The 12,211-nt window shown below is 51.3% G+C and carries 12 protein-coding genes and 2 tRNA genes; 10 read left to right on the forward strand and 4 right to left on the reverse strand.

The genetic code is table 11. The features are described from left to right. Positions 1-13: 13 nt before the first annotated feature. The 5 genes from BLQ16_RS08665 to BLQ16_RS08685 all read left to right on the forward strand — a co-directional run bounded on the left by BLQ16_RS08665 (position 14) and on the right by BLQ16_RS08685 (position 3,108). Complete coding sequence (locus BLQ16_RS08665; RefSeq protein ID WP_091792337.1) at positions 14-793, forward strand: enoyl-CoA hydratase-related protein; 780 nt, start codon at positions 14-16, stop codon at positions 791-793. A gap of 73 nt (positions 794-866) precedes the next feature. Beyond that, on the forward strand, positions 867-1,706 hold the full coding sequence (locus tag BLQ16_RS08670; RefSeq protein ID WP_091792338.1) for a 3-hydroxyacyl-CoA dehydrogenase NAD-binding domain-containing protein: 840 nt from the start codon (positions 867-869) through the stop codon (positions 1,704-1,706). Between the two features lie 72 nt (positions 1,707-1,778). Then, positions 1,779-2,288, forward strand: a complete 510-nt coding sequence (locus tag BLQ16_RS08675; protein ID WP_091792339.1) for a CBS domain-containing protein — start codon at positions 1,779-1,781, stop codon at positions 2,286-2,288. Positions 2,289-2,579: 291 nt separating this feature from the next. Next, positions 2,580-2,651: a hypothetical protein gene (locus BLQ16_RS09950; RefSeq protein WP_423230824.1), complete on the forward strand. Its 72-nt coding sequence runs from the start codon at positions 2,580-2,582 to the stop codon at positions 2,649-2,651. Between the two features lie 40 nt (positions 2,652-2,691). Further along, complete coding sequence (locus tag BLQ16_RS08685) at positions 2,692-3,108, forward strand: type II toxin-antitoxin system HicB family antitoxin (RefSeq protein WP_091792340.1); 417 nt, start codon at positions 2,692-2,694, stop codon at positions 3,106-3,108. Between the two features lie 146 nt (positions 3,109-3,254). Here the strand turns inward: BLQ16_RS08685 and BLQ16_RS08690 are convergent, their stop codons facing one another. The 4 genes from BLQ16_RS08690 to BLQ16_RS08705 all read right to left on the reverse strand — a co-directional run bounded on the left by BLQ16_RS08690 (position 3,255) and on the right by BLQ16_RS08705 (position 6,445). Beyond that, positions 3,255-4,076, reverse strand: coding sequence for a metal ABC transporter permease (locus BLQ16_RS08690; RefSeq protein ID WP_091792341.1), 822 nt, complete (start codon positions 4,074-4,076; stop codon positions 3,255-3,257). Further along, entirely contained in the window at positions 4,073-4,753 is a 681-nt protein-coding gene (locus BLQ16_RS08695; RefSeq protein ID WP_091792342.1) for a metal ABC transporter ATP-binding protein, read from the reverse strand. The genes BLQ16_RS08690 and BLQ16_RS08695 overlap by 4 nt, the downstream gene beginning before the upstream one ends. A gap of 68 nt (positions 4,754-4,821) precedes the next feature. Continuing rightward, positions 4,822-6,012, reverse strand: coding sequence for a metal ABC transporter substrate-binding protein (locus BLQ16_RS08700; protein ID WP_091792343.1), 1,191 nt, complete (start codon positions 6,010-6,012; stop codon positions 4,822-4,824). Between the two features lie 10 nt (positions 6,013-6,022). After that, positions 6,023-6,445 (reverse strand): Fur family transcriptional regulator, encoded by a 423-nt coding sequence (locus tag BLQ16_RS08705; RefSeq protein ID WP_091792344.1) that lies wholly within the window; start codon positions 6,443-6,445, stop codon positions 6,023-6,025. Between the two features lie 211 nt (positions 6,446-6,656). Here BLQ16_RS08705 and BLQ16_RS08710 point away from each other — a divergent pair. From BLQ16_RS08710 to BLQ16_RS08735, 5 genes are all read left to right on the forward strand, one after another. After that, positions 6,657-6,729, forward strand: a tRNA-Arg gene (locus tag BLQ16_RS08710). Positions 6,730-6,790: 61 nt separating this feature from the next. Beyond that, positions 6,791-7,723 (forward strand): thioredoxin-disulfide reductase, encoded by a 933-nt coding sequence (gene trxB, locus BLQ16_RS08715; RefSeq protein ID WP_091792345.1) that lies wholly within the window; start codon positions 6,791-6,793, stop codon positions 7,721-7,723. A gap of 187 nt (positions 7,724-7,910) precedes the next feature. After that, a complete protein-coding gene (locus BLQ16_RS08720) occupies positions 7,911-8,096 on the forward strand; it encodes a rubredoxin (protein WP_091792346.1) in 186 nt (61 codons plus the stop codon). A 92-nt stretch (positions 8,097-8,188) separates the two neighbouring features. Next, positions 8,189-8,262, forward strand: a tRNA-Ile gene (locus BLQ16_RS08725). Between the two features lie 888 nt (positions 8,263-9,150). After that, positions 9,151-12,211, forward strand: a 3,061-nt coding sequence (locus BLQ16_RS08735) for a Rib/alpha-like domain-containing protein (RefSeq protein WP_159428063.1), incomplete at its 3' end; no start/stop codon positions are given.

Here is a 12,211-nt window from a genome sequence, read left to right on the forward strand (position 1 = left end):
GCAAAAATACAAGATGGAATTCATTAAATATGATGTAAAGGGCCGCGTGGCCACCTTGACCATTGACCGCCCCAAGGCTTTAAATGCTTTAGGGTCAGCCGTTTTAGACGAACTGAACGCCACCATTGACACCATCAACACCGATGAAGTCTGGTGCCTGATCATCACCGGCGGCGGTGAAAAAGCCTTTGTCGCCGGGGCTGACATTTCTGAAATGAAAGAAATGACCAAGGCCCAAGGCGCTGAATACGCCCGCAAAGGGAACGACATCTTCCGTAAAATTGAAAAATTACCGATTCCCGTCATCGCAGCCATTAACGGCTTTGCCCTTGGCGGCGGGAATGAATTGGCCATGAGCTGCGACATCCGTCTTTGCTCCGACAACGCCATGTTCGGTCAACCGGAAGTCGGTTTGGGGATTACCCCGGGCTTCGGTGGTACCCAGCGGTTGGCCCGGGTCATCGGTTCCCTGTCCAAAGCAAAAGAACTGATCCTGGTCGGCAAAAACATTAAGGCCGATGAAGCCTTGGCTCTCGGCCTGGTCAGCGCAGTTTATCCCTTGGCCGACTTAATGCCGGCAGCTGAAAAAATGGCCGGCCGGATCGCCGGCAACGCCCCGATCGCCGTTCGCCACGCAAAAGAAGCCATCAACCGCGGCCTGCAAACCGACATTGACGGTGGCGTGGACATTGAAGTAGACTTGTTCGGCGCCTGCTTTGAAACCGCCGACCAAGCAGAAGGCATGGGCGCTTTCTTAGAAAAACGTAAAGAAAAGAACTTCACCAACAAATAAGTTTGCATACAAACCGTTCCAAAACGGCTTGCAATTTTAAGTGGCGCGCAGGCGTCAGAAAGGAAGGACAAATATGAAAGTTGGGGTTATCGGTGCCGGTACCATGGGGTCCGGGATTGCACATGCGTTTGCACAGACAGACGGTTTTGAAGTGGTTTTAACAGACATCAATATGGACTTTGCCAATGGCGGTAAAGCTAAAATTGAAAAGAATTTAATGAAACGGGTTGACAAGGGTAAAATGGAAAAATCCGCAGCGGAAACCATTTTAAACAGAATCACCACCGGCCTGCGTGATGACTGCAAAGACTGCGACCTGATCATTGAAGCAGCCATTGAAAACATGCAGATTAAAAAAGAAACCTTCAAAGCCTTAGAAGAAATCTGCAAACCGGATGCTATTTTTGCAACCAACACCTCTTCATTGTCCATCACTGAAATCGGTGCGGATATTGAACGCAGCGTCATCGGCATGCACTTCTTCAACCCGGCTCCGGTCATGAAATTGATCGAAGTCATCAAAGGGATTAACACCCCTGATGAAACCGCTAAGAAAATCATCGAAATCTCCGAAAAAATCGGTAAAACACCGGTTGAAGTCGAAGAAGGACCGGGCTTTGTGGTTAACCGCATCCTGATTCCGATGATCAACGAAGCCATCGGCATTTATGCAGACGGTCTCGCTTCCGTTGAAGGCATTGACACAGCCATGAAACTTGGCGCCAACCATCCGATGGGGCCTCTTGCCCTAGGGGACTTGGTCGGTTTGGACATTGTCCTGGCCGTTATGGAAGTGCTCTACAACGAAACCGGCGACCCGAAATATCGTCCGCATACGCTCCTGCGTAAGATGGTTCGCGGTAAAAAACTCGGGATTAAGACAGGCGAAGGCTTCTATAATTACAAAAAATAGACCCTGCAAGGGCTGTCGGTCTGGAGTCATTTATATTTAGCACATACTGCATAGGGAAGGGGAGGTCTTATTATGGCGGTATTGGTTAAAGATGTAATGATTGAAAATCCTAGAACCTTGATTAATACGGCAAATATCGGAGATGCCATTGAGATATTTGTCCGCGAAAAAATCGGCTCGATTTTCATCGTTGATGAAGATGGTAAATTGACAGGTATTTTATCTGACGGGGATATCATTGACAATGTGGTTTACAATGTGCGCAAGAAAAATAAGCAGCTGAACCACATCCGCAGCTGGTATCAAGTGGACTGTTTCCCCTATTACCTGAAAACGGTGGTCAATGACCCGATTTACACCTGCTACACCACCCATGTATACACGGTATCGCCGGAAGATACCATGCGTGATGCGTCACGGATTATCAACAAACGGCAATTGCGTCACCTGCCCGTTCTTGATAAAGCGGGTCACCCGGTAGGGCTGATTACCCGTAACAACGTGGTCCATGGTCTCTTCCAAGAATTCCTGGACAACCCGGATGCAGAATGTGTTGAAGGCGGTCAGGACGACGACTTTTAAGCCTATTTAAAACGCAATAACAAAGGTGCTGTGTCAGAATGCCTAAGCATTCGGCACAGCACCTTTTTGTGTGGCTTGCTCCTGACGGTTTTACGGCATAAGCCGGCGATGAAGGGGCACTTTCCTCTCGATTGGATACCTAATATTATGTATAATATTGCTGGAAGGAGGGCGTCTTATGCCGATGAGCGCTAAGGAGATGATGAAGCCTCCGGAAAAGAACGGCTTTCGGATTGTTCCCGGTGGAAAGGGGAGCCATCAGAAGCTACGCCATCCTGACGGAGCACCCTGGTGCCCGTTCACAGCAAGGACTTAAAGAAGGGGCTTGAACAAGCTATTCTGAAACAAGCGAGGCTGAAATAGTCCCCTCCTTGCCTTTTTTACAAGAAAGGGGGTTGGGCAGATGTTCTTAGTTTATCCGGCTATCTTTTATGCCGCCGAAGAGGGTGGCTATATTGTTGAGTTCCCGGATTTAGACGGCATTGTCACTCAGGGAGATGGTGAGGCGGAAGCCTTTGAAATGGCCGAAGATGCCTTGGGAACCTGGCTCTATGAGGCCTATATTGCCGGTGAGGGCTACCCGAAGGCCTCAGCCTTAAAGGATATTAAGCCTGAAGCCTTGGAAGCCACTGTAAAAGCAGGAACCTTTGTGACCTTGATTGGCCTTGATATTGATGCCTATGTTCGGAGCATGGACCATAAGACCGTTCAGCGAACCGTCTCTCTACCAAGCTATCTAAATGAGATGGCAAGAAATAGAAATATAAATTGCTCCCAGCTGCTGCAAGAGGCGCTGAAAAAGGAATTGCATTGTGTTTGATCAGGGCCCATTTAAAACGCCATAACAAAGGTGCTGTGTCAGAATGCCTAAGCGCATTCGGCACAGCACCTTTTTGTGTGGCTGTTTTCATTTATTGAGAAGGATTTTGCTCCAGCCTATGGAGAAGCCCGGCGAGACTGTTTTTGTTAGGCTTTTAGCCGCCGGCGCCAAAGGCCGAACAGGGCGCAGATGATGTACAGGACCAGGTCCATCAGGACCACTGTGGCGCCGGTGGGCAGGTCGGCATAAAAGGAGATGACCAGGCCGGCCAGCATGGCCACCACCGCCAGGGCGGCTGCAGACAGGACCACGCCCCGGTAGGTGTGGGACAAGTGCATGGCCCCTGCTGAGGGAAAGATAATCAGCCCGCCAATCAGCAGGGCACCGACCAGGCGCAGGCCCAGGACGACCGTCACTGCCGTCAACACCGCCAGCAAGAGCCGGTAGCGGCCTGTTTTTAAACCGACGGCCCGGGCAAAGGCTTCATCAAAGCTGACCGCAAAAATACGGTCAAAAGCCAGGGCATAAACCGTCAGCACCAGCACCGACAAGCCAACAGACAGGGCCAGTTCAGAGGGGCTGATGGCCAAAATAGACCCGAACATATAGGCGTAAATGTCCGCCGTAATGCCCCGGGATAAACTGGCCACCGTCACCCCCAGGGCCATGGCTGACGTGGCAATCATGGCAATGGCCCCGTCCCCCTTTAAGTGGCCCCGGTCCGACAGGTAGAGCAGGGCCACCGATGCCAGGGTGACCACCGGCAGGGCAAAGCTGAGCGGCGCCCAGCCCACCGCCAGGGCCAGGGACATGGCCGCAAAGGCCGTGTGCGACAAGCCGTCGCCAATCATGGCAAAGCGGCGTAAGACCAGGGGCACGCCCAAGACCGCACAGCAAAGGGCAATCAAGAGGCCGACCACCAGGGCCCGCCGCATAAAATCGTAATCCAAGAGCGCCGACACGGTCATCCCCCCCTCTTTTCCTGGGCAAAGTAGTCCGCCTGTGTCCCGAAAAAGGCCACCCGGCCATGCCGCATGGCCAAAATGTGGCTGGCGTCATCCAGGCCGGCCACCATATCGTGGGAAATGGTCACCACGGTCATCCCCTCTTCCCGGTTCAAGGACCGCAGCAGGGCGTAGAGGTCTGCTGCGGTGGCCCGGTCCAAGCCTGCCGTGGGCTCGTCCAGGAGCAAGAGCCCCTGGGCGGCCACCAAGGCCCGGGCCAAAAGAACGCGCCGGCGTTGGCCGCCGGACAGGGCCTGAAAGGACCGGTCCGCAAAGGGCAGCATGTCCATTCGGTCCAAGGCTGCCCGGGCCTGCGCCCGGGCTTGCCGGCTGTGAAAAAGGGACCGGGTCCGGCAAAGGGTGCCGCTCAGGACCACCTCTTTCACAGAAGCGGGAAAATTCGCCGCAATATCGTCCAACTGGGCCAGGTAACCCGGCCGCACATTTTCCGGTGAAAAGCGCACGCTGCCGGATGCCGGCGTCAGCAGACCGGCCATCGCCTTAAAAAGGGTGCTCTTACCGGACCCGTTTTCACCAACCACCACCAGATATCCCCCGTCCGGCAGGTCGAACGATACCTTTTGCACCACCGGCACCGGTCCGTATGCCAGCGATAGAGATCGACACTGTATGGAAGCCATGGCACGTCCTTTCTGTTCATCTCGCTTTAGGTCAAGTCAAGCCCGCCGGATTGGCGGCCAAACCCTGCTTAGTCGGCTACAGCCAACCCTTTTTTCAAAGCGGTCAAATTGCTCTCCAGAATATCCGTATAGCTGAGACCCTTTTTCATATCTTCGGCGCTGACCGTGTGGCCGGCATTCAGCATTAGGGTTTCCGCACCGGTATCCTTGGCCAATTGACTGCCCAGCTTCGGCTCCGTTTGTTCCGTATAATAGAGCACGGGAATTTTTTTGTCTCGCATCAAGTCGGAAATTTGCGCCAGGCGGCGGGCAGAAGCCTCCCCATGTTCGCCATAAGAGGACAAGACCGGGACAAAGGTAAGCTTGTAATCGTGGGCCAAGTAGAGGAAGGGGAATTCATCCGCCACAATAAGGGGCCGGTTGGCGGCTTTTTCGCCAAGGGCAGCATATTCCTTGTCCAAAGCGCTTAGCTTATCGGTCAGGGCCTTGCAGTTTTTAGTGTAGAGGTCTTTGCCGTCCGGATCTTTTTCAATCAGGGCATCGCGAATGGTCTCTGCAATGATGATGTCGTTGCGGATGCCGGTCCAAGTGTGCGGGTCGTAAGGGTCGTTTTCATGATGGTGGCCTTCATGACCTTCATGGCCTTCATGCTCTTCATGTTCTTCGTGCGCCTCATCCATCTCGTGATCATGACTGTCCGCATCGGCATTTTCGTGCTCATGGGCATCCCCATCGTGGTGCTCGTCTTCGTGGGCGTCCTCATCGTGGTCGTGGTCGTGTTCATGAGCTTTAATTGCTTCGGCAGCCGTTTTTTCATCAACAGGGGTAGCCTCAGGCGCAGGCTGGTTGGCCAAGAGGGCTTCCAGGGTATCGGCCTTTGGCATGGCCAGCTTGGGCACTTTTTTGCTGACGTCTACAAAGTTGGCCTCATCTGCATCAATGCGGTCCGGCAGTTCAGAAATCCAGTGGTCCATCACCGGATTCATATATAAAAGCAGGTCCGCTTCTTGAATGGCCTTCATGTCCCCAGGCCCCGGTTCAAAGGAATGGGCGTCCGCTCCCGGGGGCATGAGCAAGTCCACCTCAGCCCGGTCGCCCGCAATCTGCCGGGCAAAATCGTAGGCCGGGAACATAGACGCTAAAACCGTCAGCTTACCCGTATCAGCCGATCCTTCGGATGACGGAGCCTCGGCGCCGCAAGCGCTTAAAAACGCCAAAGATGCACAAAGCAATACAGCAACAACAGAACGTAGTTTCATTAAAAACCTCCTAAAATGTCGTCGTCTGAGAGCGGTGCTTGTCCTGACATTCCCGGCAATAGCCGCGAATGATCACTTGCTGCCTATCAATCAGGAAATGATGACTTTCCGCAATGTGGCGCCAGAGCGCCTCTGCCTGCGAGCAATGGTGGGACTCCATCTTGCCGCAGCCCAGGCAGTGCAGCATAAAGCCGTCCGGCCCCTTGCGGTAAACATAGACATCGCTGCCCAGGACCGCATCGCCGGTTCGGGTCAGCCAGCCGTCGTCGCTTAAAAGGGCCAGGTTGCGGTAGAGGGTGGCAATGGACATCCCCCTGCCCTCTGCTTCCAGCCGGGCCTTGAGCGCCGCTACAGAAATGGCTTCTCCCTCATGGGTCACAAACCAATTAACGATCGCATCGCGGTTATCGGTGCGATAACGCCTTCCTTTCATGACAGATCCTCCCTAGACGTGTAAAATGAGAAGCATTATCATAATCGGACTCATTTTAAAACCGCAGCCGCCTCCTGTCAACCCTTGCCGGTCAATTTATTTTGTTTCAAAAGCCCGGGAAGGGGTATATGCTCATCAGATGACCGGGGCAGCTTTCCCGCCCGGCGGCTGATTGCAAAATCTCCTCGGGGGCCTTATAATGGAAATAATTGCCGATGTAGCTCAGAGGATAGAGCAGTGGTTTCCTAAACCATTGGCCGCAGGTTCGACTCCTGTCATCGGCGTGGTGAGCCGCATACCGATGAAGTTGTGGCACAAACAGCAAGGCGACACAAGGAGGACCATATGTTTGATATTGCCATTATCGGCAGCGGCCCGGCCGGCATGACCGCCGGCATTTACGCCCGGCGTGCCGGTTATTCGGTGGCCATGTTTGAAATGGGCGTCCCCGGCGGGCAAGCCGCCACCACCGACTTCATTGAAAACTTTCCCGGCTTCCCCGGCGGCATCTCCGGGTCTGAGCTGATGATGAAATTCTATGAACAAGCCACCGCCTTTGGTGCGGAAATGATCTTTGAACGGGTCACCGACGTCCAGGTCCAAGGTGACCTTAAAACCGTCACCACCACCAGTGCCGCCGGCGACCGCACTTACGAGGCCAAGGTCATCATCTTCGCCACCGGCGCCTACCCCCGGATGCTGCGCGTGCCCAATGAAGGCAAATTCCGCGGCCGTGGCGTCAGCTACTGCGCCACCTGTGACGGCTTCTTCTTTAAAGACAAAGACGTTTGCGTTGTCGGCGGCGGCGACGTTGCCGTGGAAGAAGCCCTCTACCTGACCAAAATGTGCCGCAGCGTCACCCTCTTTCACCGGCGGGATGCCCTGCGCGCCAACAAGCGGTCCCAAGAATTGGCCCTGGCCAACGACAAACTCCATATTGAATGGGACACCATCGTCACCGAGCTCTTAGGCGACGATAAATTAAGCCAGGTGGTCACCGAAAACGTCAAAACCGGCGAGACCAAAACCTGGGATTTCCCCGGCTGTTTTATCTTTGTCGGCTATGACCCCAATAATGAAGTCGTTCCGTCCACCATCAAAGGCGACGCGAACAACTACATCCTGACCGATGACAACATGGCCACCAACATCCCCGGCGTTTACGCCATTGGCGATGTCCGGTCCAAGACCGTCCGTCAAATTGCCTCCGCCGTCGGTGACGCAGGCATCGTGATGTACGATATTGAGCGCTATTTTCGAGAAGGAGGCGGCCAATGAGCTACCATCGCTTAAAAGGCTGGCAAAAAATCGGGCTGATCGTGCTCGTCGCCATGCTGAGCCTGGGCCTGTTGTTGCCCTCGTTTATCGGCCTCTGGGTCTATTGATCAAGGCCCCGCCACAGACAAAACCTAACCGATTACCATTTAAGTAGACAACTAAGCAGACGACCAACAAGGAGGACACCATGAGTAACGAAAAAGACATGCGTATTTACCAATGCCAAATGGCCACCTGCGGCTATATGTACATCCCCGCCAAAGGCGACAAAAAAGGCGGCATCCCCAAAGGCACATCCTTTGAAGACCTGCCGGATACCTGGAAATGCCCCCTGTGCGGCGCCAACAAAAAAGCCTTCAAGCCCATTGACTAACCATAAGCCTACAACCCCGCCGGCCGGCGGGGTTTTTCCTTGACAGGAAGGCGCCCCCTATTTTATAATAGCAAGCGTCAAGAAATTGATATAGGCCTGTAGCTCAGCTGGTTAGAGCGCACGCCTGATAAGCGTGAGGTCGGTGGTTCAAGTCCACTCAGGCCTAGCCCACAGACAGTCCCTCTTTAGGGGCTGTCTTTTTTTATGCCATAAGCGTCACGGACCGGGGGTTTCGCCCACCCGGGCCCATACAGGATAAGCAATCCCTTTTCCGGGGCTGTTTTTTTGTGCAAGAAGTCTATCGGATAGCAGGTATGTCCGCCGGGGCCGCTACAAGCCCTGCGCTAAGGAGGCGCCGGGCTGTCGTAACGCCGGCAAAAGGCCGGGGCCTAGCGGATGGCTTTCTGGGGGTGGGTCCGGCTCGTGCGCCTTGCCCGCATCCGGATCTTTCCGGCCGGAAACTTGGACGGAAATGGTTGCATAAAGTTTTTTTATTATTGCTGGCAAGCAGCAGTTGCCGACCGGTCAATGAGAAAAAAGTTGCCCGGTTCTCTATTTGTTTAAAGCGCTCCTCAAGTCAGCAAGGAAAAATTTCCCGGACAGCATTTTTTCAAGGAGGCTTAAACCGCTTGGGTAGGGGCTTTTGCCGGGGGCGAAAAAAGGATGCAGGCCGGGCTTTTCCTTTGATGGGAGAGGCTTTTGCATAAAAGTCAGACATCCACTTCCTGTATGGCATAAAAGCTAAAAAGAAAGTATAGACTAGGGGGGGGTTAACTTAAAGATATAGATTTTTTCGCTCGCCTATGCTAAGATAGAACTAAGTATAGGCACTTCCGGATACTGAACCGCAACAGCCCTCCAGGGCCTATCAGGCCTAAGCTGACAAGCACGCCGACAGACCCCAAGCACGTGACCCTGAGGAGGCGAAAGACATATTCCCGACCACCCGGCAGGCTGTTGAAGGCAATCCGTTGATATATAAGCACAGGCTGTGTTAATGAGGACAACCCCTCGCCAGGACACAGCCAAATCTGAAAGGAATGGAGAGATGAGTATGCAAAAATTTAAGCAAAGCCTTGCCGTCAAAGCACTGGCCTGGGTCTTGGCCGTCGCCATTACCGTCACCATGACCCCCATGCCCTTCGCCGCCTTTGCAGCGCCGACGCCAGGTGGCACAGCAACAAGAGATGCTGCACCACCAATCGAATCTCAAGTGGGCAACGATTCGAGAAATGCCGTTCACGCCTTTGTAGGTGTACAAACAGGAGGGGACGCAAACCTTCCTTTAGCTAAAGCAACAGGTCAACAATTTAAGCCAATAGAAGGAGTGAGAGCTTACTTCCAATGGTTTGAAGACGGCGGCTATGTATCGCCTATTTACACCGCAGTATCCGATGCCAACGGCAGACTAAATATTGGTTGTACCCCTTATTTAGCATCGGATGGAAAATTAATTAAATTTGATGCAGATACAACTGTATCTGCCGGTAATGAAAGGTATAAGTTCTGGGTTGAAGAAGATACTATTCCGAAAGGTTATCAAATTCAATATATAACAGGAGAAGGGGTAGTATTTCCTGATTTTGGCCTACCTATTACTCAAGGTGGTTCAAGTTCGAATACAGCAAAGAATACCCATGACAATTGGAAGATTCTATTTATGCAAAAACCTAAGGCTGAAATGCACAGGACCGATGCCAAAGAAACACCGGTACAAAGTAAATCCGGCGGTTATATGACTGGTAAAGTTTCTTGGGATTACAAATCAGGTGTTGGTGGAGTTCATTGGTATGATATAGCTCAACACACTGAAGGAGCAAAAGACGTAACTGTAAGAGCATCTTATCTATCTGACTATGCTATGCAGAAAATCTACAGCGATGAAGCGGTATTGGCACTCGGTGGAATTTCAAAACCGGAAGATATCCGTGGCCCAAAATGGACTTCAAAGCTCGAAGATGATCTGCAGAAATGGATCAAAGAACAAGTAAAAAAAGAACCGGAAAAATGGATTGCAGAAACCGTAACAGCAAAGACAAATGCAAATGGTGAGTACATTATCCAATTTAATGGTACTTGGGGCTACAAGCAAAATGCTGCTGTAGCTCAAGGCTATACTGAACAAGCAGGTAAGTTCGGTTGGTCACAACAGGCTATTGATAGATTGGGAACAGTAGCAGAGAACGCAAGCGATGGCTCTTTTGCAGATGCTGCCCTGAACTATAACGAAAAGCACATCAACTACGACTGGCTGTTTGTTTCTACAGATGGAACAGAAAACCTTCGCGTGATGACTCCATACAACAACAACTATTACACATCCATGAACTCTGATTGGGGTATCCACGCAGGTTGGTCAGGAACAGGTTTTGGTGTAGGTGTTACAAACGCATTAAACAGAACACTAAGATCTGACTTCGTATTTGGTCCCGGAGAAATTGACTTCCACATTACCAACTATGACAATGAAGCAAACACAGCTATCCCTGGAGATGTAGCACAAACATCTACAACAGGGCTTCCGTATTCCTTCACATCGAATAAATACCAAATCGTATGGTATGGTCCTGATGGAAAGAAAATTGATGGTAAAGAAGGACAAGCTCAACAACCATCAAGTACAGGCACCATTGATTCAGCACCATTTGACACAACGGGTGTAACAAAAACGACAGAATACACAGCAAAACTTCACAGAGTTGATTCAAAAGGCAATTTACAAGATCCCATCGCTATCGACTCCTTTACTGTCGAATTAAGTAGCTATGTCGGATCTCGTTATGATGATTTTGAACACAAAAACGATAATCCGATTAAAGGTGCTGCTTATTCAGCAGAAAACCTACCTGAAGGCTTAACAATCGACGCAGGAAATGGAAATATTTCCGGCAAACCGACAACAGTGGGTCTATACGATGTAAAAGTAACAGCATCTATGGACGACATTGACCAAGGTAAGGTTGTAGGAACGATTGAAGGTTCCAGAACTCACAAGTATCTCATTACAGACTCACCATTAGCCGATGGAGCAAAAGGTACTGAATACAATCAAAAAGTCGTACCAACACCACAAAAAGGCTATGTATTTAAAAATGTAACAGCTAAATTTATCGATGGAAAAGCCATTGCTGGTTTAACTATTACAGGCGATCAAATCTCTGGAACTCCAACAGCTGAAGTTGAAGCAACAGAAGAAGAACCAAATGTAGAAGTAACTTATGATGTTTATCGTAAAAATGATAAAGGCGAAGAAGTCCTAATCAAAAAAGGACACGTTGACAAAGTTCCTCTATCGATTAAAGATGGAGAATCTGCAAAATACGAACCGGAATATACAGCAGTTAATGGAGAAGTAGGAACAGCAGCAACAGTAACAGCACCAAAATTCCTAGACCAAAAGAGCACAACAACTCCAAAACCGGAAGCAAATCCGCAACCGACAGGCATGACATTTACATTAGGCGAAGGAGCACCGACAGATGCAAGCATTGATGCGAAAACGGGTGCTGTCACCTACACGCCGGTAGCAGCAGATGCAGGAAAACCGGTAAATGTACCGGTAGTGGTAACTTATAAAGATGGAACAAAAGATGATGCAACGGCAACGATTAATGTAAAAGCGTATTCGGATCAAGACGTGATTCCTTACGTCCCGGCCGATCCGACCAATCCGACCAACCCGGATGACACCAACGTACCGACCACGGACAAAGACGGCAACCCCGTCGACAAGGCACAATACGACATCGTCGCCTTCAAAGTGGCCGATACCGACAAGACCAAAGGCAGCCTGACCCTGGGCGACAAAGACAAAAAACAAGTCATCTCCGCCCTGGTTAAAAAAGACAGCAAGTGGGATAAAGTCACCGTGCCGACCATCAACGTCGCCGATGCAAACACCAAAGCCAACGGCTACAAACCGGCCATCCCGGCAAAAACTGAAACCGTAGAAAACGGCAAAGTCTACACCGCTCAATTCATCACCAACGGCCAAGAAATCACCCCGGGTACTGACCTGCCCGACGGCGTCTTCGAAGTCAAAGTCCTTCGTGATGAAACCAGCATCAAAGACAACGCCCTGTACGGTAAATCCTACGCCGTCTTTAAAGACAGCA

It is taken from the genome of Peptococcus niger (assembly GCF_900101835.1).
In the GTDB taxonomy this organism is placed as follows: Bacteria; Bacillota; Peptococcia; order Peptococcales; family Peptococcaceae; genus Peptococcus; species Peptococcus niger.